A 25,722-nucleotide genomic window follows, 5' to 3' on the forward strand; every position below is an offset into this window, starting at 1 on the left:
ACTCTCACACCGTGATTTGCAATCTTTTCCACACTTCTGAGTAAGCCATCTTATCTCTTGGCGGTTTTACGGTATGATTTATCAGATAAACACAGACAGGGGTTGCTATGAAGCAAATCAGGGTATTAGCCCAGTACTACGTCGATTTAATGGTTAAGTTAGGACTGATTCGCTTTTCATTGTTACTGGCGTCTGTGCTGGTGTTGCTGGCCATGGTGGTTCAGATGGCGGTGACGTTTGTATTGAGAGGTTCTGTTGAAACCCTCGATTTAGTCCGCTCTATTTTCTTTGGTTTGTTGATAACTCCATGGGCTGTGTATTTCCTGTCGGTTGTGGTTGAGCAATTGGAAGAGTCGCGTCAGCGCTTGTCGCGTTTGGTTGATAAGCTCGAAGTGATGCGTCATCGCGATTTAGAGCTAAATAAGCAACTGACTGAAAATATTGCCCAACTCAATCAGGAAATTGTTGAACGCGAGAAAGCAGAAAAAGCCCATTTGCAAGTGGTCGACAAATTGAAAGAAGAGATGGGCCACCGTGAACAGGCGCAGGTCGAATTGGGGCAGCAATCTGCTTTACTGCGCTCTTTTTTGGATGCCTCACCAGATCTGGTTTATTACCGTAATGAAGCCAATGAATTTTCTGGCTGCAATCGGGCCATGGAATTGCTCACGGGGAAAAGTGAGAAGCAATTAGTTGGTCTGACACCTAAAGACGTCTATGCACCTGATATCGCAGAAAAAGTGATGGAAACGGACGAAAAAGTCTTCCGTCACAACGTCTCCCTGACTTATGAACAATGGTTGGTCTATCCTGATGGTCGAAAAGCCTGCTTTGAATTACGCAAAGTACCGTTTTATGACCGAGTCGGTAAGCGTCATGGTTTGATGGGCTTTGGGCGCGATATAACGGAGCGTAAGCGCTATCAAGACGCGTTGGAAAATGCCAGCAGGGATAAGACCACTTTCATCTCAACTATCAGCCACGAGCTGCGTACGCCGCTTAATGGCATTGTGGGCTTGAGCCGTATCCTGTTAGATACTGAATTAGACAGCGAACAGTTAAAATACCTGAAAACTATTCATGTCAGTGCGATCACCTTAGGAAATATTTTCAACGATATCATTGAGATGGATAAACTGGAGCGACGGAAAGTTCAGCTTGATAATCAACCGATTGATTTTACAGGTTTTATGGCGGATCTGGAAAACCTTTCTGGCTTGCTGGTCCAGCCAAAAGGGCTGAAATTTATTATGGAACCGCAACTGCCGTTGCCGGAGAAAATCATTACCGATGGCACTCGTTTACGCCAGATTTTGTGGAACTTGATTGGTAACGCGGTGAAATTTACCCAGCAAGGCAAAATTGTCGTACGGGTACGGCGTGAGGCGACTGACCGCTTGATTTTTGAGGTGGAAGATTCAGGAATGGGGATCCCTGAAGATGAGCAGGACAAGATTTTCGCCATGTATTATCAGGTCAAAGACAGCAATGGCGGCCGCCCTGCCACGGGGACGGGCATTGGTTTAGCGGTTTCTAAACGTTTGGCCCAAAGCATGGGGGGCGATATCACCGTGAAAAGCACCCAAGGCGCGGGTTCATGCTTTACCCTGACCATCAAAGCACCGGCAGTACAAGCGACCTCAACCGCACCTTCTGGTGACGATATGCCACTGCCAGCTCTTCACGTATTGCTGGTGGAAGATATTGAGTTGAACGTCATTGTCGCGCGCTCTGTACTGGAGAAACTGGGTAACAGCGTTGAAGTGGCGATGAATGGTCACGATGCATTAGCAATGTTCAAACCCGACGATTTTGATTTAGTGCTGCTGGATATTCAGTTGCCGGATATGAGTGGGCTGGATATCGCCCGTGAGATTCGGGCCAATTATGACAACCAGTCACTGCCGCCATTGGTGGCATTGACCGCTAACGTCCTGAAGGACAAGAAAGAATATTTAGATGCGGGAATGGATGACGTGCTGAGTAAGCCATTATCTGTCCCTGCGCTCACGGCGATGATTAAGCAATTCTGGGATCAGAAGCCCTCTTCCTCCGCTAAAAAACAGGAATATAAAGTGATGCAAACCCATGAATCGTTACTTGATACTGCAATGCTGGAACAATATATCGATTTGGTTGGCCCGCAATTGATTCATCAAAGCCTGGAAATGTTTGAACAAATGATGCCAGGTTATTTGGCAGTATTGGATTCAAATATGACGGCGCGGGATCAAAAGGGCATTACTGAAGAGGCACATAAGATTAAAGGGGCGGCGGGTTCCGTTGGTTTGCGCCATATTCAGCAGCTTGCACAGCAAATCCAAACTCCGACACTGCCGGCATGGTGGGATAACGTGCAAGATTGGGTCGATGAATTAAAATCAGAATGGCGTAATGATGTTCAGGTGTTGCGTGAGTGGGCAGCAGAAGCTGAAAAAAAATAACCCCGACCGAGGCCGGGGTGCGCGAATACTGCGCCAACACCAGGGAAATCGTTAACCTGCGTATTATTTCGATTTCGAATGGATTCGCAGGTTGTAAGGATTCTTCCATACATCATACAAGCAACAACATAGCAAATGTAAGCGCTCTTGTTACAAGATTCATTAAAATTTGTGATAGAGATTGGTCTTTGTCACTAGAACAGGTTAAGCGATTGACAGAGTGAGAAAAGGAGAGGTGTGATGAAAACCGTCGGTGTCGTGCTGAGTGGATGTGGTGTTTTCGATGGCGCAGAAATACATGAATCTGTCTTAACAATACTGGCATTGGATCGCGCAGGTGTTGATATTTTATTCTTCGCACCCGACAAGCCGCAACTCCATGTTATTAATCATTTTACTGGTGAAGAATCAACCGAGCAGCGGAATGTTTTAGTGGAGTCTGCACGCATTGCTCGTGGGCAAATAAAACCTCTTTCTTCAGCCAATTCAGAGCAGTTGGATGCCCTTATTGTTCCTGGTGGTTTTGGTGCTGCAAAGAACCTCAGTGATTTCGTGCTTAAGGGTTCTGAATGTATTATTGATCCAGATTTAATGATGCTAATTCAATCAATGCATAAGTCTAGTAAACCAATTGGGTTTATGTGTATTTCTCCGGTGATGCTGCCTAAGTTATTGGGCAAACCTATCCGACTGACGATTGGTAACGATCCCGATCTCATTGATGTAATTGACACTATGGGGGGCGAGCATGTGATTTGCCCAGCTGATGATGTGGTTGTGGATATTGAAAATAAAGTGGTTACCACACCCGCTTACATGACAGCAACATCAATTTCTGAAGCCGCAAAAGGCATTGATAAACTCGTGGTGAAGGTGCTGGATTTAGCCAAATGATACCTGTCAGACGTGGATTAAGTTGGCTTTGGTATTGGGGAAAACGGTGTGCTCTTGGCATTGTGGCTCTGTGGTTGGCCGGTATTTTAATTTTTGCTTTTCTGCCAGTCCCGTTTTCCATGGTCATGCTTGAAAGGCAACTCGGGGCGTGGTTTACCGGCGATTTTTCGTATGTCGCGCACTCTGACTGGGTGCCAATGGATGAAATCTCCCCTTATATGGCGCTGGCGGTGATGGCCGCTGAAGATCAAAAATTCCCAGACCATTGGGGATTTGATATGGATGCTATTGAGTCGGCCTTATCTCATAATCAGCGCAATCAAAATCGTATCCGCGGTGCATCGACACTATCGCAACAAACGGCGAAAAATCTCTTCCTTTGGGATGGACGAAGCTGGGTACGTAAAGGGTTGGAGGTGGGGCTAACCGCAGGTATTGAGTTGATATGGACCAAACGGCGAATCTTGACGGTTTATCTGAATATTGCTGAGTTTGGTGACGGTATTTTTGGTGTAGAAGCGGCAGCTCGCCATTTCTTTAATAAACCGGCTAGCAAATTGAGTGCCTCAGAAGCAGCTTTATTGGCTGCAGTGCTGCCTAATCCGCATCGTTTCAAGGTGAATGCTCCCTCTGGTTATGTTATTTCCCGCCAACAGTGGATTTTGCGCCAGATGCGTCAGTTGGGTGGGAAAGAGTTCATTCAGGAGAATTCCCTCGATTAAAAAAGGGCTTAGATTGCTCTAAGCCCTTAATAATCGGGTTCTATGCACATAATCTGGCTGATTTTACCGCCAGATTACTTCACGATAGTAAACGCGGTTGTCACGTGTTTTACGCCACTCACTTGGCTGGCAATCTGCGCTGCGGACTGCCCTTCCTGTTGTGTTACCAGCCCCAAGAGGAAGACTTCACCATTTTCGGTGGTCACCTTCACATTGGAGGATTTGACTGAATCGGCGGTCAGCAGTTGTGAGCGAACTTTGGTGGTAATCCAGGTATCCATTGACGCCGTAGCGAGATCGACAGGTTTACCTAAGCGCATCTCGTTATACACTTCCGAAGCACCATCAACACCCGCTGCAATTTGTTTGGCACGATTCGACAACTCAGCCGTTGGTGATTGCCCCGTCAGCAAAACTTTCCCCTGATAAGCGGTGACCACAAAACGTGTTTGGCTTTTGATTTGCTGATCTTTACTCAGTGCATTGACGACTCTGGCTTCGAGTGTGCCATCGTCTACCTGAGTGCCAACAGAACGTGGGTCTGTGGCGGATTTAGTGGCGACTGCTGCGCTGCCAACAACGACGGCACCAACACAGCCTTGTAATAGCAGGGCGCTGAATAGCATGGCAAAAATATAACCAACCTTCATTCGTGCTCCTTTAATCGTCCTGATGAGGAAATAGAGTGTTATCAATTAAGTCACACAAGCAATTCACTGTGAGCATGTGTAATTCTTGAACCCGGGCGCTACGGTGCGAAGGTATGCGGATTTCAACATCCTGCTGACCTAACAAGCCAGCCAGTTCTCCACCATCATAACCGGTAAGGGCAACAATGGTCATATCTCGGGTCACTGCCGCTTCGACCGCTTTCACAATATCACGGCTATTGCCGCGAGTGGAAATAGCGAGCAAAACATCGCCAGCATGACCAAGCGCACGTACCTGTTTGGCATAGACTTCATCATGCAAACGGTCATTGGCAATTGCTGTGAGAACAACATTATCCGCGTTCAAAGCTATAGCGGGCAAGCTAGGCCGTTCTGTTTCAAAACGGTTTATCATGCTGGCAGCAAAGTGCTGCGCGTTAGCGGCAGAAGTCCCATTACCGCAGCAGAGAATTTTATTGCCGTTAAGCAGTGACTGAACCAATGTCATTGCTGCACGGGATATGGCATCAGGCAGTGCCTCCGCCGCGGCAATCTGGGTTTGAATACTTTCAGTAAAGCAGCCTTTGATTCTATCCAGCACGTTGATTTAACCCACTCAGTAATAATCCGGTATCAAACCGGAGAAAATCATTAATCCGCATTGAAGGCGTTTGGCAGCCATTCTTCTTGGTTGCCCGTGATGGCAAAAACATCAAAACGGCACGGTGTTGTGGCAAAACTGGCATTCCGCTGCGCCAGCCAAAGTGCGGCGGCTCGAAGTAACCGTTGTTGCTTGCTGTAGGTGACACTGGCGGCAGCGCCACCAAATAGTGCATTACGCCGAAAGCGAACCTCAACAAAAACCCAAGTAGCGCCATCGCGCATGATAAGGTCAATTTCGCCACTTTGATAGGTGACATTGGCCGCCTGAAAAAGTAAACCAGCCCGCTCAAGATAACTGCGGGCCTGATTTTCGTAATGTGTGCCTGTGTTCCGTCGGCTCATATTTCCTTCGTCCTTGAAGTTGCAGGGGGGGTTAGCTACATTCACTCACCCGAATCACTTACCTGAGTAAGCTCATCGGGATGTGTTCATTTGCTGCCTACCTGCAACACCAATGACTTTGGAAATGCCCTTCGTGCTTGAAGTTGCAGGAGATTCACTCACCCTAATCACTTTACGCCGCTGGTACCACCATACCCTGACGATATTGCAGCCAAGGTAATTTACGGGTGATAACACAATCAGCCGATGCGGTTAAGTCGCCCGTGGTGCCGCTTACCTGAAAACCAGGAATTTGGCGCATTTCAGCAAAATGATTTGATAATGTCCAAGCATCAATGCCCATGGCATATAAACGCACCAGCGAATAGTCGTTGGAATATTTGGCTGCAGCTTGCTGCATCAGCGCCGGGTTTGAGCCTGCCATCAATGGAATATCACTAAACTGAATGCCTTCCATCTCCAGACGGTAATCCGGGCCTGCACCTGCTTGATAGCTACGTGAGCTAGCAAACAGCGCCGGTTTAGTACGGGTGCTGGTAGCCATATCAATCATGGGTTTAATCAGTGTCAGCTCAGCGGGTGTTGCAATGATATACACCGCATCAATATTACCGCCGGCAGAGGTCGAAACGACTGGGGCATCAACAGGCGGAGCAGGAATGGTCAGACCGGCAATAGTCACTGATGCAGGGGCCGCCGCAGGGGTGCCTGAAACAGCAACAGGCTGACCCGTCAAGCGGATACCTGCACCACTGTTGATGGCTTGTTTCAACTCAGCAGTTGAACCGAAGTTTTGCTGCAATACGGTTTGCCCACCTTGCTTCTGCCACTCTTCTGCGAAAGCTTTGGCGACGCGGTCACCAAAAGCACCACGTGGGGTGAGTAACAGCGGCATTCTTTTTTCCTGGCTCCACAGGTGATGAGCTGCATCGCGAGCTTCATCTTCTGGCGACAGGGCAAAGTAACAGATATTTGGGTTGTTGGTGCTGACTTCGGGCTGGTTCAACGCCAGAATATTCAGTGTACTAGGTGTGGCACTCAGTTGTTCAACATCAGGTTTCAACAGTGGACCCACAACCAATGTCGCGCCATCTTGTTGGGCTTGGGCCAGTAATGCTGCAACCGGTTGAGTGGTGGTGTCATAGACTTTCACCTGTGCATTACTGGTCGCAGCAGGAGCCACCACCGGGGTTGGCGTCTCAATCGGCGCCACATCGGTGACAGGGGCTGCAGTGCCATCGGTTGCTGTGTTGGCCGTCACATCTGGTGTTACAGGTGCCGGTGGTGTCACCGGTAAACCATTCTGTGCGGCAGTGAAACCTTGCTGGATAGCATCAGCAAACACCTGTGCCGGGCCACTCAATGGTAACAACAGTGCAATTTTCGCCGTAGATGCCTGACTAAAATGACTAATTTGAGTTAACGCCGTTGGCAGGTTTTTCGCCGCTGGGTTTTGTGGATAACGATTTTGCCAGTCTTTAATCCCGGCTTTCAGCAAGTCGGGATCTTGCTTGTTATCTTGATATACATGCAGCAAATCAAGCCAGCCTTGCAGAACATTTTCGTCTGCATTAATCACCATATTATTTAATTCTTGTGGTGTGAGCTGGGCCAGTGCTTGCCAAGTGCCATCAATATTGTCTTGATGTGCCTTATCTTTCAGTAATGGCTCTTGAGCAATAAAGGCGCGGATCAGGGGTAAGGTTGCTTTACCCTGATTGGCGGCAATTTGTGCCTGATAGAAGCGAACCTGTTGATTAGCAGAGAGCTGGGTTGCGTCGAGTTTGCCTAGAATATCGGCAGCGGCAGGATTATTTTTCTGCGCAACGAGCAGTTCTGCAGTCAGCAATTGCTGTTCCTGACGCTGTGCATCGCTCAGTTCGGCCGGTAGTGTGCCGAGCTGTTCTGCTGCCTGAGGGGTTTTCCCTTCACGTAACAGGGCACGAATGGCAAGTAATTGCCAGTCAGCCTTGTTATCATCACCGCTCTGTTGCAACTGTTGCAGATAATAGTCAGAGTTAGCGCTTGCCTCGTCCTGTATATTGGTCGGTGGCGGCGTCTGTGGTGCTCTGCCTGAACAAGCTGCCAGTATCAACGCAGCCAGAACAACAGGGACAAGCCCTGCTTTGGAACGAACGAATGTTGAGGAAAGCATACTGTATCCAGTGATGTTTTTTTCAAGATGCTCAATATTAAATCGGTAATTCGGATGAAACAATGAATCAACACGATCGAGCAGTGATTTCTGCATCTACGCTTTATGTGGTACCTACCCCAATCGGCAATTTAGGGGATATTACCCACCGGGCGTTAGAGGTACTGAAAAGCGTTGATTTGATTGCGGCAGAAGATACACGTCATACAGGGTTGCTGTTACAACATTTCGCGATCAACGCCCGCCTATTTGCACTTCATGACCATAACGAACAACAAAAAGCCGATCATTTGCTGGCAAAACTGCAAGAAGGCCAGAGTATTGCACTGGTTTCTGATGCAGGTACGCCACTGATTAACGATCCGGGCTACCATTTAGTGCGCCGTTGCCGTGAAGCTGGCATCCGAGTTGTGCCATTGCCGGGTGCTTGCGCGGCGATTACTGCGCTTTCTGCCGCCGGTATTGCCTCAGATCGTTTTTGTTACGAAGGCTTCCTGCCAGCGAAAACCAAAGGACGTAAGGATACTCTGCAAGCGCTGATTGAGGAACCTCGAACACTGATCTTCTACGAATCAACACATCGCTTGTTGGAAAGTTTACAGGACATGGTAACCGTACTTGGCCCGCAACGCTATGTGGTACTGGCCAGAGAGCTAACCAAAACCTGGGAGTCTATCCACGGAGCCCCGGTGGGGGAGTTATTGGCTTGGGTGCAAGAAGAAGAAACCCGCCGCCGTGGTGAAATGGTGTTGATTGTTGAAGGGCACAAAGTACAGGCCGATGATGCATTACCTGCCGCCGCGCTACGTACCTTGTCGCTACTACAAAAAGAGTTGCCTTTGAAAAAGGCCGCGGCTCTGGCTGCTGAGATTCACGGCGTGAAAAAGAATGCGCTCTATAAGTACGCACTTGAACAGCAAGAGGGTGCTCAAGTGCAAGCGGAAGATGACATTTAGTCACAATGTGACTATAATCCGCCGCGGAGTTGACTAGACAGTCGCCGCTTCGCTGCCGTCCCTTTCGGGGGAGACAGGTGAAGGGGAGGAAAGTCCGGGCTCCATAGGGCAGGGTGCCAGGTAACGCCTGGGGGGCGCAAGCCTACGACAAGTGCAACAGAGAGCAAACCGCCGATGGCCCGCGTAAGTGGGATCAGGTAAGGGTGAAAGGGTGCGGTAAGAGCGCACCGCGCGGCTGGCAACAGTCCGTGGCAGGGTAAACTCCACCCGGAGCAAGGCCAAATAGGGGTTCACATGGTACGGCCCGTACTGAACCCGGGTAGGCTGCTTGAGCCAGTGAGCGATTGCTGGCCTAGAGGAATGACTGTCCACGACAGAACCCGGCTTACCGGTCAACTCCACTCATTCCATAAAAACCCCGCTTCGGCGGGGTTTTTTGTTTTGTACGATAGAAATCGCGAGCAATTATCATTACTTCCTCTAAAAGAACCTTTTTTTCGTGGAAAATTCATACGTTTTTGTATGAATTTTAAATTCACAGCGTGTGAATAATCTTAAATTTTATTCTGTTCAATTTTAAATAACCGTTAATGAATACTCAATATCAACGATGGTTATGAAAAAATCATTTTAAAACACAAGTTTGTATTCTCGTTATACTCCTTGATACAACCAATGCCGCATTTTTGCGTTATAAACGTTTTTATGTTTTTTTAATTATCGAAATGTATAGTGCTAAAAATAGGAAATATTTCTATCTAATTAAAGATAATTTGTCTGTAACTTATTTAATTTTATGTCAGTGAATTGTCTATATTTGTCAATGAAGACTAAAAGCGCTATGTGCTTTACAAAAAAATAACAGATCAATAAATCTTATATATGAAAAATAAATAATACCATCAGTGGCGAGAAGTCATAATTTTAGTATCAGTGATTAGAAATTTTTTTGTACTTAAATATTACATTCTCATATCAGGTTAATCGATTTTAAATAAAAAATAACTTTTTATTGTTTATTTCAACATTTAACTTCACCTAGGATTACTAATTTGAGCAATATTATGCCTTCTCGTCGTATAACGACCATGACGTGGTTAACAGTCATTTTTCAATGTTTCTTTCCATTGAGTATGGCTTTTAATCCGGTTATTGCTGCCCAGAAAACAGCAGCAATCCCCCCTTCCTCTCAACTTGGCGAAGACAACAGTTCAATGCTGGCGGAACAAGCCAAAATAGCAGGATCGTTGCTGAGTAGCGGCAATGCGAGTAGCAGTGCCTCTGGTTTGGTACGTTCAAAGGTTATTGGAGAAGCGAATACTTCAGCACAGCAATGGCTGAATCAATTTGGCACTGCGCGTGTGCAATTAAATCTGGATTCTAATAGCAGCCTTAATGGGAGTGCGGTTGACCTGCTCGTTCCTCTTTATGATGACAATAAGAATTTGTTATTTACGCAATTAGGATTCCGTCATCAGGATAAACGCCATACAGGTAATGTTGGAGTTGGTGTTCGTACCACACAAGGTAATTGGATGTTTGGTGGTAACACCTTCTTTGATAATGATTTGACGGGGAACAACCGCCGTATTGGGGTTGGGGCAGAAATAGCAACTGACTTTGTGAAATTATCGGCAAACAGTTATTTCGGCCTGACCGACTGGCATCAATCTCGGGATTTTTCTGACTATAATGAACGTCCTGCTAATGGTTATGACATTCGGGCTGAAGCCTATTTACCCGCACACCCACAGTTGGGGGGTAAACTGATGTTTGAGCAATATAAAGGGGACGATGTTGCATTATTTGGGAAAGATAATCGACAGAAAAACCCTCACGCCGTTACTGCTGGTTTGAATTATACCCCAATTCCCTTATTGACCGTTGGGGCGGAACATCGTGCAGGGAAAGGCAGTAAAAGTGATTCCAGTATTAATCTCCAACTGAATTATCGTCTGGGCGGTTCTTGGCAGTCTCAAATTGACTCCAGTGCTGTTGCCGAATCCCGCTTGTTGGCAGGTAGCCGATATGATTTGGTTGAACGTAATAATAATATTGTGTTGGATTATCAAAAACAGCAATTGCTGAGTTTGAGCCTTCCACCACAACTGGCTGGGCAGGAAGGTCAAGTCACGTCTCTGACAGCACAAGTGACGGCCAAATATGGCGTTAGCCAACTGGATTGGGATACTGCTGCGCTGATTGCGGCTGGAGGTGTAGTGACTCAAACCTCGGTCACCGGTGTTGCAGTGACTTTCCCTCCTTACCAAACTGGGGGGAATAATACCCATGTCATCAGTGCGGTTGCACGTGATACTCAGGGCAATATATCCAACCGGGCTGTGACCACAATTGATGTGGCTCCCGTTCTTAATCGTGCATCAACAGTGGCGTTAACATTAGTCAATGATAATGCGCTGGCGGATGGGCTTGATGCTAACCGCGTGCAGGTCAAAGTGACATCGGCTAGCGGCGCAGGGGTTGCAAACCAAACGGTGGATTTCATCGCCAGCAACGGTGCAAGTATTACCTCTTCAGTTAATACGGATGCTCAGGGAATTGCTACGGCAACCTTAACCAATTTGGTTGCAGGGATTAGCACCGTAACATCAACCGTTAATGGGAATAGTCATAGCCTCGACACTAACTTTGTCGCCAATAGCGGCAGCGCTATCATTATTGCGGCAAATATGTCAGTGACAGCTGACAATGCTATCGCGAATGGTGCAGCCACAAATGCGGTACAAGCGATTGTGACGGACAGCAATCACAATCTGTTAGCGAATGAAGCAGTGACATTCACGGCAACTAATGGTGCAATCGTGACCACGGTGATTGGCACGACAGGTGCGGATGGTATTGCTACCGCGACCTTGACCAACACTGTAGCAGGTACAACGGCGGTGATGGCGACACTAAGTAACAGTGCTAATCAGTCCGTAAACACCCACTTTATCGCTGACAGTAGTAATGCAATTATTTCCTCCGCGAATATGGTGGTGACATCCAACAATGCTATTGCCAATGGTGTCGCGACCAATGCTGTGCGGGTTGTGGTGACCGACAGTAATAACAACCCGCTGGCGGGTGAAGTCGTGACATTCGGGGCGGCGAATGGTGCTTCATTGACGACAGTGATTGGCACCACGGGGGCCGATGGTGTTGCCACCGCGACGTTGACCAACACCGTAGCAGGAATCTCATCGGTGACTGCGAGAATAAATAACAACAACTTTGGTCGCTCAGTAAACACCACCTTTGTGGCTCCAGTCGCCGCGACGTTGGCAATCTCAGTGAACCAATCCACAACCAAGATTGGAGAGACTATTCAGACGACGGTTACCGCCAGAGATGCCGACGGAGATCTTCTTCCTGGAGTGGATATCTCATTCACTATCGGCAATGTGAGAAACCGCCAAGGCACAACAGTGAGTAGTGGCACCTTGCGATTTAATGACACGAATATCACAACGGCGCGGAAATTCACCACTGGTGCGGATGGCACGGTAACCATTCCAGTGACTGATCCTTCAGGTACGGGTGTTCAGAGAACCATCACCGCAGTATCGGGTACGGCGACGGCTTCTACTGATGTGATTTACACGGTGGTTACTAGCCCAGATACGCCGCAGGCGAATATGTGGGGCCATATGGCCGAAACCATCACTGCGGGTGGGAAAACCTTTAAGCGCCCACGCCTTAACGTAGAAATTGCGGGTGACTTTACTCAGACTATCAACAATGAGACTTGGTCCACCTTTGATTTTGCCTCTGCTACTGGTCGGGTTTGCGGTAGTGCGGCGAATTTGCCAGTCCGTGCTGATTTAGTCACGCTTTACAATACTTATCCATCAAACCAAATTAAGACGGTTTTTGGCTGGCAAACAAGCGGTTCTTATATTTCATCAACAGTATATGGTGCGACCAGCCATTCCAGCATTTGGCTGATCAATGGTAACGGCACTTCTACTGATGACTCTAATAAAAATGCGTGGGTGACTTGCCTGCAATAGATTTTAAATTCTCATCATCGGCTGAACGAATAAAATACATCATTCGTTCAGCCGACCTTATCCCCATTTTTACTGCCGTACTATCTCTGAAATCTATTAAATAGAATTACTCATGCCGATAACGTAATGCTTCAATGAAAAGTGAAAACGCGGTGGTATGCTGCCTGCGGCTTGGGTAATAAAGGTAATAACCAGGAAAAGGTGCACACCACTCTGTTAACACTCTCACCAAGTTACCACCAGCAATGTCATCTCTTACGGAATCCTCTGGTACGTAGGCCAGCCCAAAACCTAGGGTTGCGGCTTCGATACGTTGACGCAAGCTGTTGAATGTTAACTGGCCATCCACTCGTACTTTTAATTCACGACCTTCTTGTTCAAACTCCCATGCATAAAGGCCGCCCATCGTTGGCAGACGCATATTGATGCAACGATGGTTTTGTAACTCTGTGGGCGCAGTGGGTACACCGTATTTCGCTAAATAATCAGGTGAACCCACCACTGCCATACTCATATCTGGCCCAATGCGTACCGCGACCATATCCTTGGCAACCTGCTCTCCTAAACGGATACCCGCATCATAGCGGCCTGCGACAATGTCGGTTAAGGTGTTATCAACGGTGATTTCCACATTGATATCCGAATATTCAGCAAGGAACGATTTCAGTACTGGCCAAAGCACGGAATCAACAGCATGTTCACCGGCGGTGATACGGATATTTCCCGCAGGGCGGTCACGCATTTCACTTAACGCATCCAGTTCATTTTCAATTTCAGCAAAACGTGGTCCAAGGCTATTTGCTAACCTTTCTCCTGCTTGCGTGGGGGCGACACTGCGGGTGGTACGAGTCAATAAGCGCAGTTTAAGACGGTCCTCCAACCCACGAATAGAGTGGCTTAAGGCGGATTGAGAAACCCCCAGTTTCGCTGCGGCTTTGGTAAAACTGCGTTCTCTGGCGACCACAAGGAACGAAATTAAATCGTTAAAATTTTCTTTTAACATTATGGTTCTCTGATTGCGTAACAGTGGATAACACGGAGCTTAACTCAATTTATGACTTAAATTCATATACCCATACGTATTTATTCATCTGATTTTTAGCTGAAGCATTTGCTATCTTTTTGAACTGTACATCCAAGGAAGCAACGCCAATACGGGCTAGATTAATGAATTTTACTCATAGCTCCTTTCGCATTTAGCTATCTAGTTCTCCCCATAAAATGGCGGTAATTTTTTCCCATCGAAACTAAGCCGATAAGGATCGGAGGGGAAAGCAATGAAATATTTAGCGACGACGGCACTTTCTTTATCGATGGCAATGTCTGGTGCGGTGATGGCCGAACCGATAGGCTCCGCGCGCGCGGGCGAAGTCTCTACCGCTGACGTGTTGGAAAAAGTTTCACCGGCATTAGCTCACTATCAGAGCCAAACCTTACAAAATGATCTCTGGCAGCGTCCCGCACTCTCACCGCGTGATCGCAGCATGATTACCGTCGCGGCCATTATTGCCCGCCACCAGACGGAATTAATGGCCGAGCAGTTCAATTTGGCATTGGATAATGGCGTGAAGGCCAGTGAGTTGTCGGAAATTATTACACATCTCGCGTTTTATTCCGGTTGGGGTAATGCCATGTCTGCGGCGACTGTGGCGCAGACCCTCTTCCAGCAGCGAGGTATCGCAGCCACTACACTACCGACAGCACAACCCGAGTTGCTACCACTCAACCAAACAGCCGAACAGTTACGCCTCAATGCAGTTGAGCAGTCGGTTGGAAGTCAGCAGTTTCCAGGACTGGTGACCTATACCACCGATGTGCTATTTCGTGATCTTTGGCTACGCCCGGCACTGGCGCCACGGGATCGCAGCCTCATTACCGTTAGTGCACTGATTGCTGCGGGGCAGGTAGCCCAAGTGACCTTCCATCTCAATAAAGCGATGGACAATGGGTTAACACAGGCACAGGCCGCAGAGGTGGTGACTCATCTGGCTTTTTATGTGGGCTGGCCTAATGCCATGTCGGCAGTACCTGTAGTGAAAAGCGTTTTTGCGCAGCGAAATGCCGATGTGCCCGTCAAATCTTAGGTAAGGAATAACGATGAAATTGCTCGCAGCGTCTACAGTTATCTTGTCCATGTTAAGTCCGGCGGCTTTCGCCGATGTGGAGGAAAAAGTGAAAATTATCCAAAGTGGTTCCCAACCCTCTCAGCCTGGCCCAGAAAATTACTTTACCGGTCAAGTGCGTATTGATGCCCCTTTTCAGGCAACCTCCCCAGCTCGTGTCGGTGGTGCTAGTGTGACCTTTGAGCCGGGTGCTCGTACTGCGTGGCACACCCATCCGCTGGGCCAGACTTTGATTATCACCCAAGGACGCGGCTGGATTCAGGAGTGGGGCAGTGAGATTAAAGAGATGAATCAGGGCGATATCATCTGGATCCCTGAAGGGGTTAAGCACTGGCATGGGGCAACCCCAGATACCGCGATGACTCACATTGCAATTGCTGAATCCCTCAACGGCAGTCCTGTTGAGTGGATGGAAAAAGTCAGCGATGCGCAGTATCAGAAGTAATTCTGGAGGGAATATGGCACAAGGTATTGAAAATAAAGTGGTGGTTATCGCCGGAGCCAGTAGTGGCCTTGGTGAAGCCTTGGCTCGCCGTTTGGCAAAGGATGGCGCAAATGTTGTGTTGGGCGCTCGCCGCCTTGACCGGCTGGAGACATTGGCTGAAGCGTTATCATTGAATAAAGCAGCTGTCGTCAAAACCGATGTCACGCAGGCAGAGCAAGTTCAGGCGCTGGTGGATACCGCCGTCAGGCTGTACGGACGCATTGATGTGATGGTGAACAATGCGGGGTTGATGCCACACTCGCTGCTGGAACGCTGCAAGATTAGCGATTGGAATGCGATGATTGACGTGAACCTGAAAGGGGTTCTTTATGGTATCGCGGCTGCGCTGCCTTATATGAAAGATCAGAAAAGTGGACATATCATCAATACGTCCTCGGTTGCGGGCCACAAGGTTAGACCGGGCAGTGCGGTATATGCGGCAACTAAAACAGCGGTTCGGGTGATTTCCGAGGGGCTACGTCAGGAAGTGAAACCGTACAATATTCGGACGACCATTATTTCTCCCGGCGCAGTCAGCAGCGAGTTAGTGGACAGCATTACTGAAACGGATGTTGCCGCAGGTATTAAACAGTTTTATGACGAAGTCGCCATTTCTGCTGATGCCTTTGCCAGTATTGTGGCGTTTGCTATCAGCCAGCCGGAGGATGTGGATATCAATGAAGTCTTATTCCGCCCGACTAAACAAGAACTTTGATTATTGCTCTGCACATGGCAGAGGTTCCAGCGCATTACCTTCTCTCTTCTTTAAAACCCAATATACCCACTAAGGTTTATTGGGTTTAACGTACTACTGCCGGAGATACAACATGACAATGAAAGTTCTCGGTTATGCTGCCAAGTCAGCACAAGTTCCTCTTGCACCACTTGAGTTTACCCGTCGGGATCCTCGCCCAGATGATGTGGTGATGGAGGTGCTCTATTGCGGTGTTTGCCATTCTGACTTACATCAGGCTCGAAATGATTGGGGGTTCAGCACGTATCCATTGGTGCCCGGTCATGAAGTGATTGGTCGAGTTACGGCGGTTGGTCAAAATGTCACAAAATTTAAAGTAGGCGATTTTGCGGGGATTGGCTGCATGGTGGACTCCTGTCGCGTGTGCCAACCCTGTAAACAAGGTCTGGAGCAGTATTGCGAAGAGGGCAATGTGCAAACCTACAATGGCGTTGATCGCCATGACCATACGCCAACCTACGGCGGTTATTCGCAAGCTATTGTCGCCTCTCAAGATTTTGTGTTGAAAATGCCCGCGGGTCTGGATTTGAAGGCCGCCGCGCCGCTACTGTGTGCGGGTATCACTACATGGTCACCGCTGCGCCATTGGAAAGTGGGGAAAGGGAGCAAAGTTGCGGTTGTCGGCTTGGGTGGTTTAGGTCATATGGCTTTGAAGTTGGCGAATGCGTTGGGGGCTGAAGTGACACTCTTTACTCGCTCACCGAGTAAAGAGGCGGATGCTCGCCGTTTAGGAGCGCATCACATCGTATTATCCACTGATGATGCACAAATGGCCGCAGTGAAAGGGCAGTTTGATCTGATCATCGATACTGTGCCTTATGTACATGATATCAATCCCTATATGCCAACACTGAATGTGAATGGCACACTGGTATTTGTGGGCTATCTTGGGGATCTTAGCCCGATGATCAACACCATGCCGCTGATTCTGGCGCGGCGCTCAGTGGCGGGTTCCTGCATTGGTGGTATTGCGGAAACTCAGGAAATGCTGGATTTTTGTGCCAAACACGGCATTGTTTCAGATATAGAGATGATTAATATTCAGGATATTAACGAAGCATATGAACGGATGCTGAAAAGCGATGTGAAATATCGCTTTGTGATTGATATGGCGTCGTTGAAAGCGTAAGACGTTAATATTATGAAGAGAGATAAAAAAATCTATTTTATCTCTCTTCATCTAATCATTCCGGTAAGTCGATCAACAATGCCCGTAGTGGGGTTTCTGCTTTAATCACTAAATGCCGCTCTTCTTGCACAAATGCACCATCGCCGCAGGTTAGGCGCTGCGCTTCACTGACTTGTGGGCCTTCCACGGTAATCGTCCCGTGTATGGATTGCAGGTAAGCCCTAGGTCCGTGTAAATCAATGGTATATTGCTCGCCTGCTGCTAAATCCAAATGATGTATCCATACTTGTTGGCGCAATTTCAGGCTGTTTTGTTCACCGTCGGGAGAAGCCAGCAACCGCAATGGTTGGGTGCACAATGACATACGTTGGGCTGGGTGGCTTTCCTGTTCTGGACACGCATTGAGCCATAACTGAATACGGGTTAAGGGCTTATCGGTACTTAGATTATGCTCGCTATAGCTGACTCCCGGTTGTGTCGAAAATAATAGAACATCGCCGGTTTTGCCGCGAACATGGTTGCCCAAGCTGTCCCGATACTCAGCCTCACCTTGTAAAATCAGATTCAGAATATCAACGCGAGGGTAGGTACGTGGCTGGAATGATGCGCCGGGGGCCAGCACTTCCTGATTTAAAACGCGCAGCGAGGCATAGCCTAATAATTTCGGGTCAAAATAGTGACCGAAAGAGAAAGTATAACGCGCTTGAAGCCAACCAAAGTCAGCTTGCCCGCACTGTTTTGCTGTTCTGCATGTGATCATGACAATGGTCTCCTGCAACCCGAAATCTATCGGGTATATATAATAAGTGAATATATACTCTAACTAATTCGAGTTGCAGGTAGGCGGTAAGAGAGCGAACCTCTGTAGCTTACTTGAGTAAGTGACAGGGGTGAAAACTCGTAGCCAACGCCCCCGCGGCTTGAAGTATGACGAGTATAATGTGTAAACAAATGGTAAGCGTCTGGACGGCAGATTGTTAGCCAGTTAATCTGGTCGCCATATTCAAATTTCCTGATTGAGAACAAGATGGGTAAAGATCGGGCGCTAACGTTAGAAGCATTGAGAGTGATGGATGCCATTGACCGCCGTGGCAGTTTTGCTGCGGCGGCTGATGAATTGGGGAGAGTCCCTTCTGCATTGAGTTACACCATGCAAAAGCTTGAAGAAGAGCTGGACGTGGTGCTATTCGATCGCTCCGGGCACCGGACCAAATTTACCAATGTTGGTCGTATGCTATTGGATCGCGGGCGAGTCCTGCTGGAGGCCGCAGACAAGTTGACCACGGATGCCGAGGCACTGGCCCGGGGTTGGGAAACTCATATCACTATCGTGAGTGAAGCACTGTCTCCGGCGTGGAAGTTGTTCCCGTTAGTTGACAAATTAGCGTTGAAAGCCAATACGCAAGTTTCCATTTTCACTGAGGTTTTGGCGGGGGCATGGGAGCGCTTGGAGCAGGGGCGGGCTGATATTGTCATTGCCCCGGATATGCATTTTCGTGCATCTTCGGAGATTAACAGCCGTAAATTGTACAAAGTCACCAGTGTCTATGTTGCCAGCCCTGACCACCCCATCCATCTGGAGCCAGAACCTCTGTCAGAGTTGACTCGGGTGAAATACCGTGGTGTCGCCGTGGCAGATACTGCCCGCGAGCGGCCAGTATTAACGGTGCAATTGCTGGATAAACAGCAACGACTCACCGTCAGTACCATCGAAGATAAGCGGCGAGCTTTATTGGCCGGTTTAGGTGTGGCGACCATGCCTTATAACATGGTCGAAGAAGACATTGAAGCAGGGCGCTTACGAGTTGTCGGGCCAGAGTACAGCCGTGAGGCCGATATTATTATGGCGTGGCGTCGTGACAGTATGGGGGAGGCAAAGTCGTGGTGTTTGCGCGAGATCCCTAAGTTATTTGCCAATATGAATAAGTAACTGGCTACTGCCTTTGAGCAAAGCGAGTTTCTCTACCATGCGGCTCCAGCAGGTTTTGTTGCGGGCCGATGGAGATAATCCCGTAAGGGTTTATTGTGCCGTGGCTGCGGTAATAATGATGGCGGATATGTGCAAAATCCACAGTCTCAGCGATGCCGGGCATCTGATAAATATCTCGCAGGAAACCAGATAAATTGAGGTAATCACTGATCCTGCGTCGATCACATTTGAAATGCGTGACATATACGGGATCAAAACGAACTAATGTCGTCCATAAACGCAAATCGGCTTCTGTTAGTTGCTCGCCAGCCAAATAACGTTGCTGTCCCAAAATCTGTTCCAAATGAGCCAAGGCATCAAATAAGGTCGTGACAGCTTCGTCATAGGCGGCTTGTGTGGTCGCAAAACCCGCTTTATACACACCATTATTCACTTGGTCGTAAACCCACCCATTAATATCATCAATGTCGTGGCGCAATGCCGGTGGGTAATAATCGCCAGCTTTAGCCCCTACACCATCAAAAGCACTATTAAACATACGAATGATATCGGCTGACTCATTGCTAACCACTGTCTGTTGCTGCTTATCCCATAATACTGGGACCGTCACGCGCCCGCTGTAATGGGGATCCGCACGAAGATAGAGTTGGTAAAGATAATCGAGGTTATAGAGAGAATCGCCGGTAGCCGCCGGAAAATCATGGCCGAACGTCCAACCATTTTCCAACATCAGTGGATGCACAACAGAAACTGAAATCAGTGATTCCAGACCCTTCAGGGTACGCATGAGTAAAGTACGGTGCGCCCACGGGCAGGCGAGTGAGACATACAGATGGTAACGATGAGCTTCAGCTTTAAAACCTGCTTTGCCCTGCGGACCAGCCTGACCGTCAGCCGTTACCCAATTGCGAAACTGTGAGGTACTGCGCTTGAAATGACCGCCGGTAGATTTAGTGTCATACCAGATGTCTTTCCAGATGCCGTCAACGAGTTGTCCCATAAAATCCCCTTTGTACTTGAAGTTGCAGCGCGGTTAGCTGCTTTCACTAACCCGAATCACTGACCTGGATGAGGCTCATCGAAATTAATGAGCCTCATCCTTGAGGCCCACTCTGCGGGCTAGCGCTGACTGGCTAGCTGCAATTCCAATGACTTTGGGTATTTATAGTCGATATAAAGTGACTTACCACTTTTTACCCAACAGGCGGTCAATACTGAAACCACCGGGACCTGCTACTGCCAGTACGATGAAGCCGCCAGCGATGGTCAGGTTTTTCATAAACATCAGTTGGTTCACGCCTTCCGCAAAGTTAGTGTGGAAGATCAATGCGGTCAGAATGGTGAAACCGGCAGTGAATAATGCAGTGGTACGGGTCAGGAAACCGAACAAAATTGCCAAGCCGCCGCCAAACTCTAACAAAATAGTCAGTGGCAGGAAGAAACCAGGGACACCCATGGCTTGCATATATTGTTGGGTGCCCGCATAGGCATCACCCATTTTGCCGTAACCGGCAACAATAAACAGAATCGGCATCAAAATGCGCGCTACCAACAGGCCAGTATCTTGTAATTTGTTCATCGACCACTTCTCCAAAAAGTTGTTTGTATTAATGCCTGGCATCTGCTGGCGTTAATGAATAATAAAGAACATCGGTATTGGGTTATCTGCGAGGTTTCCGCAAACGCCCTGAGTTGATGAGAGAATGTTAGTAGAGAAGTAGAGAAGTTGTTAGCAAGTAAAACTGTCGTTTTTCATCAAAAAAACTGAAGTGACAGAAGATAAAAGCCTGCCTATGGCAGAAAGCCACGTTCAGCAGGCTGAGTTATCGTCTGATTTTTTTAGCGGTAGGATAATAATGGCATGGAAGTATCACCATTATAGAAAAATCAACGTAGTAGAAAAGTATTGCGAAACAATCGGATAGCGCCCCAGACACTGACAGCTCTGCGCGACCAGCGAACAATTTTGCTGGGGTGCCGGATACCGTATAACGCCACTAAACTAGAGCCAACCATCAAATATTTTCGCATACTGACAATCTTTGCCCAGCCGCGATCATAAGGTGCGGTGACTTCAATCCAATGCGCAGTGCTGTTAGCAAGATCCAAACGTTGCTGCTCGATCTGCCGCAATAATATGGCTTTCTCTTGCGCAAGTTGGCGGTGATTCAACGCTCTTTCTCCAATAATTCGCGGTCCGTTTCCAGCTGTTTACGGGTAGAACCCAACAGTGTGGAGTGGCGCGCTTTAGCAAGGGTCCAGATAACACCGATGATTGCCAGTGCCAATAACACCGCGGTCGTCGATCCCAACGCGATTAAACGATAGGCAGGATCAATAGCCCATATCACCAATACCAGCAAACTCATTAAACCGAAAGCGGTCAACAGCAGGGTGATCCCCGCCATCATTAGCAACTGAATCAGTGTCGCTTTTTCTTCTTCCAGTTCAATCGCTGCCAGACGGACACGGGTTTCAACCATGCCAACGACAATAGTGGCAATGCGGTGAACAGTATCAAGGACCCCTTTGCCGGGGCCCTGAGTTTGAGGAAGTTCAGCCATAATCAGCGACGAGACAGCAGCACGCCTAACACCACGCCGATAGCAGCACCGATACCGACACCATGCCATGGGTTGTCATGGACATAAGTGTCAGCTTTATCAGCAATTTCTTTGGTTTGGGCCGCGATACGGTCGCCCGTTTCGCTCAGACGTTCACGAGTATCTTTCAACGCATTTTCCGCTTTCGCCCGCAGCTTATCTAACTCAGCTTTCGGCTTATCGGTCGAAGATTGCAGCACTTCTTCCAAAGTATCTGCAAGTGACTTAAGTTCAGCGCGTAAATGTTCAGAGGTTTTATCTTGTGGCATGTAATAGCTCCTTAACATAACTGAGATGAATATCTAATTTAGTGAATTTCTCTGGAAGTTGATAGGTTAAAAATCCTAATAAATTCCGAATAATTCACTATGCTTGTATTGAACCGTCTTTAAATCTGGCGACGCTACTTTTGTGTCTGAGCTTGTTTTAACTCAGCCTGCGCTTGTGCTAATTTCTTCTGTTGCTTGGCAATTTTGCTGGCATCACCTTTTTGTTGTGCCTCTTTTAGCTCTTGCTTACGCTCAGTAACTTTGTGCTGCTTTTCTTGAATCTTTTCCTGCCGCTCCGCTTCTAGGCCTTCAACTGTGCAGTTTCTTTTAACTTCTTTTAATGCAGTTTCCAGACCTGCGGCGCGGCGAGTATTGCCATGCTGTTTGGCATAATCAATCTGCTGTTGGATTTCTTTGGCTTTGGTGTCGCATTCATTAGCTTGGGCGGCACTACAAAACGCAATGATAGGTAACACCAACAGGAGAGAGGACCGTAGCGAAAAAACGGTACGTAACAACATAGTATTGCTTCCTTTTACAGCAGAATCAGGGGGAAATAGGTTGCCGTGAATGACTAAGCATAGCGCTGAATGATGCGATACCCAAGTTTACTACGGGATTTTTTATAGATTAATCATATATCAGCAGGATTAAAGGGTAATAAAGAGAAGATAATGACGGGGAGATAACTCCCCGTGATAGAAATTACCCTATTTTTTGTAGGTTACTTCTGAATGCGGGCAATAAACGCTGACGTTTCTTTGACTCACTCGAGACAATGACATAGCCGCTTGGCAGGATATCCTGCAAAACTTCAATGGCTTCTTTTTGTTGTTCTGGTGATTCCAGACTAACAACCAGGCTGTCATTCTCTGGAGTAATACTTTTGATGCGAATCCCGCGTTGATCAAGATGTTGATACAGATAAAACCCGTCAGGTAATGACAACCCCTGCTGGTTAGGCCGAATTTTCAATGCACTTTCTGTGCGCAGAATAATGGGCGTAAACAGCAGTGCAGCTAACAATAAAGCCGTCACTGGCAGGGCAAGATAGTGCCAGATCGGGCGGCCAAAACGGCCCCTGATATTGATCACTCTGGCTTACCTTTGTCTTTGTTATCTGCAACGGGAGCCGCGTTTTTTTTGCGCCACAGCACATATAAAGAGCCCACCAGACCAATCACCAAGAGTGCTAAAGGCAGCAACATCAACACGAACATGACTTCATCTTCGTATTTTAGGAATACCGGCGTTTTACCAAATGCAAAGCCCATGGTGGTCAGGATCAAGACCCAAAGCAGACCACTCATCCAGTTAAAAAATTGAAAACGGGCATTGTTCAGACCGGAAAGACCCGCAATGGTTGGCAACAAGGTGCGCACAAATGCCAAGAAGCGACCAATCAGCAAAGCGGATAACCCATGGCGGTGGAACAAATTATGGGCGCGCTGGTGGTAATGGGCGGGCAGGTGGGATAGCCACCCTTGTACAATTTTTGTATTCCCCAACCATCGTCCCTGAATATAACTGAGCCAACATCCCAAACTGGCCGCGGTGGTCAGTACCACCAGTGTTACAGGGAAACTCATCGCCCCTTTTGCAATCAGGACACCCACCAGAATCAGCAAACTATCGCCCGGTAAAAAGGCCGCTGGAAGCAAACCATTTTCCAGAAAAAGTATCATAAACAGCAGGATGTAGATGGCCCAGACCAGAGAAGGGTTCGCCAGTGTCTCATAATCTTGTGCCCATAAAGCATGTAAGAGTTCTTTAATGATATCCATCTGGTATTCCTAAAACGTCATTGTTTGTTGTAAGCATCGTTATGGATATAAACACGATAACAAAGAGATCTGATGGTTTTCGTGTTTAAGCGATGGTTTTGATAAATATGCCTAAGGGCACGTAGAACAAACCAATTCGCTGATAGCTAGAGGTAAATTGACTTCTTGCTGAGTGGTTTTAGAAACTAAGCCGACAAAGAAGTCATCACGTCAAAATGGTGGTAGGTCAGCATCCCGCTATATTGAATATTACTCTCTTTCCAGCCACCCACACGATTTTGCTGTGCCGATACATGGAATATCCAATCGGAATACTTTACTAGCGGCAGGGATTGCCGCGGTTGTTTGTAGATTTCATCCGCTCTACTACTGCGGGATATTGCCAGATATGTACCATGCCAAGCATTGTTGGCTAATGAAGGATTAGCCGAGCCGGTAAATTTGGTAGTACCTAGTCGATTTTTTATGGCTATTTTTTTGACTGGGACGCCCATTAGACGCAATTGCGAGTACAGGCTTTTCTTTTCCAGATGCAAGTACGGCGAAAGCGCGCTGACAGATGACGCTGCATTGCTGGCATAGTGGCAATCAAGCGTGGATAAGGTTACGCGTGATGGGGGATGTGTGGGCGATAGCAGACTGCCGGAGACCGAACTGGTCCAGCAAGATACTGCAATAAACAGAGCAAACAACCAGCGCATGTATTTGCGTTTCGCTCCCAAAGCATCCGAGTAAAAAAAGTGCTGTCACTTTAGCAAAATCGCGGGATTTGAAACAGGGAAATATGGGGGGTAATTGAGTGTTTTTTAAGCAATAGTTTAAAAACAAGTCTAGCACTGACGTTTGCTGACAGAAGTCGACATTTACTGACCACAAAGCGACATAATCTTGCAAGGAAGAGAAACAATTGCGTCAGTTTCTCTTCCCTGTCACTGCATCACTTATTGGATACTAGCCCTGTCACGCCAAGCTCTTTGGGGATATCGAGATGAACAACAGGGTTCTCAGTAAATAGATAGCGATCCACATTAAATTCAAAATCGTCGGTGGTAGCACGGAACAGCATTTGTTTCGTGTTTTCCAAGTGCTGCCACATAGCGAGTTTACTGGCGTAAGGATCTTTGCGCATTAGTGCTTCAAGGATCCTGTCATGATCTTCGCACCAGCTTTCGATCGATTTATCATCAATATGTTCGTGCAGCTTGATCCAGTAGGGGTTATGCACCCGCTGGCTCCACATTTTTTCGACAATAGTTGCCATGGCAGTATTTTGCGTTGCCAGCGCGACCTGCACATGAAATTTCAGATCCCACTGAGAGTCGCGAAAGCGATCTTCTTGCCGCGCATGTTTCTGGATCTCAATTAATTGCACAATATCTTGCCGGGTCACTTGAGTGGCCGCGAATTCAGCAATGTTACTTTCGATCAGTTGGCGCGCCTGTAACAGCTCAAAAGGACCTGCTGTGGCGAATTCAATGCCTTGGTTGGGCATCACCAAATGCTTTTGCTGATTCGACATGACATGGATGCCGGAACCTTTGCGCACTTCGACATAACCTTCCACTTCCAACATGATAATCGCTTCACGGACCACGGTTCGGCTGACATTCATTTCTTCGGAAATGTAGCGTTCTGCGGGCAATTTATCGCCCACCGGATAAACTCCGGCTTCGATGCGCTGCTTTAACTCTGCGGCTAACTGCTGGTACAACCGTCTGGTTTCTGTGAATTCCATGATTAAGGCTCTTGAGATCAATTGAGGCCGCAAATTTAGCGACTCATTTTGTCTGGAAGGCATGATATCCCG

The 25,722-nt window shown here is 47.8% G+C and carries 26 protein-coding genes and 1 other RNA gene; 11 read left to right on the forward strand and 16 right to left on the reverse strand.

Annotated features, from left to right (window positions below; genetic code table 11):
* Nucleotides 1-107: 107 nt before the first annotated feature.
* The 3 genes from arcB (at nt 108) to mtgA (ending at nt 4,060) form a co-directional block, all read left to right on the forward strand.
* Nucleotides 108-2,444 carry an aerobic respiration two-component sensor histidine kinase ArcB gene (arcB, locus tag ACIOG0_RS02195; protein ID WP_050296215.1) on the forward strand — a complete coding sequence of 779 codons (2,337 nt, stop codon included), beginning with the start codon at nt 108-110 and terminating at the stop codon, nt 2,442-2,444.
* A 240-nt stretch (nt 2,445-2,684) separates the two neighbouring features.
* Entirely contained in the window at nt 2,685-3,338 is a 654-nt protein-coding gene (elbB, locus tag ACIOG0_RS02200; RefSeq protein WP_050100664.1) for an isoprenoid biosynthesis glyoxalase ElbB, read from the forward strand.
* On the forward strand, nt 3,335-4,060 hold the full coding sequence (mtgA, locus tag ACIOG0_RS02205; protein WP_050100665.1) for a monofunctional biosynthetic peptidoglycan transglycosylase: 726 nt from the start codon (nt 3,335-3,337) through the stop codon (nt 4,058-4,060). Before elbB ends, mtgA begins: the two co-directional genes overlap by 4 nt.
* Before the next feature lie 74 nt (nt 4,061-4,134).
* Here mtgA and dolP read toward each other — a convergent pair whose 3' ends face one another.
* The 4 genes from dolP to ACIOG0_RS02225 form a co-directional block, all read right to left on the reverse strand.
* A complete protein-coding gene (dolP, locus tag ACIOG0_RS02210; protein WP_050100666.1) occupies nt 4,135-4,710 on the reverse strand; it encodes a division/outer membrane stress-associated lipid-binding lipoprotein in 576 nt (191 codons plus the stop codon).
* 10 nt (nt 4,711-4,720) lie between these two features.
* Nucleotides 4,721-5,311 carry a DnaA initiator-associating protein DiaA gene (diaA, locus tag ACIOG0_RS02215; RefSeq protein WP_004710884.1) on the reverse strand — a complete coding sequence of 197 codons (591 nt, stop codon included), beginning with the start codon at nt 5,309-5,311 and terminating at the stop codon, nt 4,721-4,723.
* 50 nt (nt 5,312-5,361) lie between these two features.
* Nucleotides 5,362-5,715: a YraN family protein gene (locus ACIOG0_RS02220; RefSeq protein WP_050100668.1), complete on the reverse strand. Its 354-nt coding sequence runs from the start codon at nt 5,713-5,715 to the stop codon at nt 5,362-5,364.
* Nucleotides 5,716-5,887: 172 nt separating this feature from the next.
* Nucleotides 5,888-7,870, reverse strand: a complete 1,983-nt coding sequence (locus ACIOG0_RS02225) for a penicillin-binding protein activator (RefSeq protein ID WP_050100669.1) — start codon at nt 7,868-7,870, stop codon at nt 5,888-5,890.
* Between the two features lie 62 nt (nt 7,871-7,932).
* Here ACIOG0_RS02225 and rsmI point away from each other — a divergent pair, with 62 nt between their 5' ends.
* The 3 genes from rsmI to ACIOG0_RS02240 all read left to right on the forward strand — a co-directional run bounded on the left by rsmI (nt 7,933) and on the right by ACIOG0_RS02240 (nt 12,839).
* Entirely contained in the window at nt 7,933-8,826 is an 894-nt protein-coding gene (rsmI, locus tag ACIOG0_RS02230; protein ID WP_050100671.1) for a 16S rRNA (cytidine(1402)-2'-O)-methyltransferase, read from the forward strand.
* 25 nt (nt 8,827-8,851) lie between these two features.
* Nucleotides 8,852-9,230, forward strand: an RNA gene (gene rnpB, locus ACIOG0_RS02235) — RNase P RNA component class A.
* 648 nt (nt 9,231-9,878) lie between these two features.
* Nucleotides 9,879-12,839: an inverse autotransporter beta domain-containing protein gene (locus ACIOG0_RS02240; RefSeq protein ID WP_128451190.1), complete on the forward strand. Its 2,961-nt coding sequence runs from the start codon at nt 9,879-9,881 to the stop codon at nt 12,837-12,839.
* A gap of 106 nt (nt 12,840-12,945) precedes the next feature.
* Here the strand turns inward: ACIOG0_RS02240 and ACIOG0_RS02245 are convergent, their stop codons facing one another.
* Complete coding sequence (locus ACIOG0_RS02245) at nt 12,946-13,842, reverse strand: LysR family transcriptional regulator (protein WP_128451191.1); 897 nt, start codon at nt 13,840-13,842, stop codon at nt 12,946-12,948.
* 274 nt (nt 13,843-14,116) lie between these two features.
* Here ACIOG0_RS02245 and ACIOG0_RS02250 point away from each other — a divergent pair, with 274 nt between their 5' ends.
* The 4 genes from ACIOG0_RS02250 to ACIOG0_RS02265 all read left to right on the forward strand — a co-directional run bounded on the left by ACIOG0_RS02250 (nt 14,117) and on the right by ACIOG0_RS02265 (nt 17,329).
* Nucleotides 14,117-14,923 carry a carboxymuconolactone decarboxylase family protein gene (locus ACIOG0_RS02250; RefSeq protein WP_128451192.1) on the forward strand — a complete coding sequence of 269 codons (807 nt, stop codon included), beginning with the start codon at nt 14,117-14,119 and terminating at the stop codon, nt 14,921-14,923.
* Between the two features lie 13 nt (nt 14,924-14,936).
* A complete protein-coding gene (locus tag ACIOG0_RS02255; protein WP_230678383.1) occupies nt 14,937-15,407 on the forward strand; it encodes a cupin domain-containing protein in 471 nt (156 codons plus the stop codon).
* Between the two features lie 13 nt (nt 15,408-15,420).
* Nucleotides 15,421-16,161 (forward strand): SDR family oxidoreductase, encoded by a 741-nt coding sequence (locus tag ACIOG0_RS02260; RefSeq protein ID WP_128451193.1) that lies wholly within the window; start codon nt 15,421-15,423, stop codon nt 16,159-16,161.
* 112 nt (nt 16,162-16,273) lie between these two features.
* Nucleotides 16,274-17,329: an NAD(P)-dependent alcohol dehydrogenase gene (locus tag ACIOG0_RS02265; RefSeq protein WP_050100680.1), complete on the forward strand. Its 1,056-nt coding sequence runs from the start codon at nt 16,274-16,276 to the stop codon at nt 17,327-17,329.
* Nucleotides 17,330-17,384: 55 nt separating this feature from the next.
* On the opposite strand, the gene ACIOG0_RS02270 is transcribed toward ACIOG0_RS02265, so the two are convergent.
* A complete protein-coding gene (locus ACIOG0_RS02270; protein ID WP_050100682.1) occupies nt 17,385-18,089 on the reverse strand; it encodes a pirin family protein in 705 nt (234 codons plus the stop codon).
* Nucleotides 18,090-18,356: 267 nt separating this feature from the next.
* On the opposite strand from ACIOG0_RS02270, the gene ACIOG0_RS02275 reads away from it, so the two are divergent.
* Entirely contained in the window at nt 18,357-19,259 is a 903-nt protein-coding gene (locus ACIOG0_RS02275; RefSeq protein ID WP_050100684.1) for a LysR family transcriptional regulator, read from the forward strand.
* Nucleotides 19,260-19,263: 4 nt separating this feature from the next.
* Here the strand turns inward: ACIOG0_RS02275 and ACIOG0_RS02280 are convergent, their stop codons facing one another.
* The 10 genes from ACIOG0_RS02280 to exuR all read right to left on the reverse strand — a co-directional run bounded on the left by ACIOG0_RS02280 (nt 19,264) and on the right by exuR (nt 25,650).
* Complete coding sequence (locus ACIOG0_RS02280; protein WP_050100685.1) at nt 19,264-20,259, reverse strand: glutathione S-transferase family protein; 996 nt, start codon at nt 20,257-20,259, stop codon at nt 19,264-19,266.
* 183 nt (nt 20,260-20,442) lie between these two features.
* Complete coding sequence (locus ACIOG0_RS02285; protein WP_004714887.1) at nt 20,443-20,838, reverse strand: DoxX family protein; 396 nt, start codon at nt 20,836-20,838, stop codon at nt 20,443-20,445.
* Nucleotides 20,839-21,146: 308 nt separating this feature from the next.
* The gene (locus tag ACIOG0_RS02290) at nt 21,147-21,431 is read right to left on the reverse strand and encodes a YqjK-like family protein (protein WP_050100687.1); all 285 of its coding nucleotides are present in this window, start codon (nt 21,429-21,431) and stop codon (nt 21,147-21,149) included.
* Nucleotides 21,428-21,823, reverse strand: a complete 396-nt coding sequence (locus tag ACIOG0_RS02295; protein WP_050100689.1) for a phage holin family protein — start codon at nt 21,821-21,823, stop codon at nt 21,428-21,430. Before ACIOG0_RS02295 ends, ACIOG0_RS02290 begins: the two co-directional genes overlap by 4 nt.
* 2 nt (nt 21,824-21,825) lie before the next feature.
* Complete coding sequence (locus tag ACIOG0_RS02300; RefSeq protein WP_050100691.1) at nt 21,826-22,131, reverse strand: YqjD family protein; 306 nt, start codon at nt 22,129-22,131, stop codon at nt 21,826-21,828.
* 134 nt (nt 22,132-22,265) lie between these two features.
* Nucleotides 22,266-22,652: a DUF1090 domain-containing protein gene (locus ACIOG0_RS02305; protein WP_050100693.1), complete on the reverse strand. Its 387-nt coding sequence runs from the start codon at nt 22,650-22,652 to the stop codon at nt 22,266-22,268.
* A gap of 184 nt (nt 22,653-22,836) precedes the next feature.
* Nucleotides 22,837-23,226 (reverse strand): EnvZ/OmpR regulon moderator MzrA, encoded by a 390-nt coding sequence (mzrA, locus tag ACIOG0_RS02310; protein ID WP_050100695.1) that lies wholly within the window; start codon nt 23,224-23,226, stop codon nt 22,837-22,839.
* A complete protein-coding gene (locus tag ACIOG0_RS02315; protein WP_050100697.1) occupies nt 23,223-23,915 on the reverse strand; it encodes a DedA family protein in 693 nt (230 codons plus the stop codon). Before ACIOG0_RS02315 ends, mzrA begins: the two co-directional genes overlap by 4 nt.
* A 185-nt stretch (nt 23,916-24,100) precedes the next feature.
* The gene (locus ACIOG0_RS02320; protein WP_050140188.1) at nt 24,101-24,616 is read right to left on the reverse strand and encodes a hypothetical protein; all 516 of its coding nucleotides are present in this window, start codon (nt 24,614-24,616) and stop codon (nt 24,101-24,103) included.
* A 236-nt stretch (nt 24,617-24,852) separates the two neighbouring features.
* Entirely contained in the window at nt 24,853-25,650 is a 798-nt protein-coding gene (exuR, locus tag ACIOG0_RS02325; protein WP_050100702.1) for a transcriptional regulator ExuR, read from the reverse strand.
* Nucleotides 25,651-25,722: the final 72 nt, after the last annotated feature.

The organism is Yersinia vastinensis (assembly GCF_044905075.1).
Classification (GTDB): Bacteria; Pseudomonadota; Gammaproteobacteria; order Enterobacterales; family Enterobacteriaceae; genus Yersinia; species Yersinia vastinensis.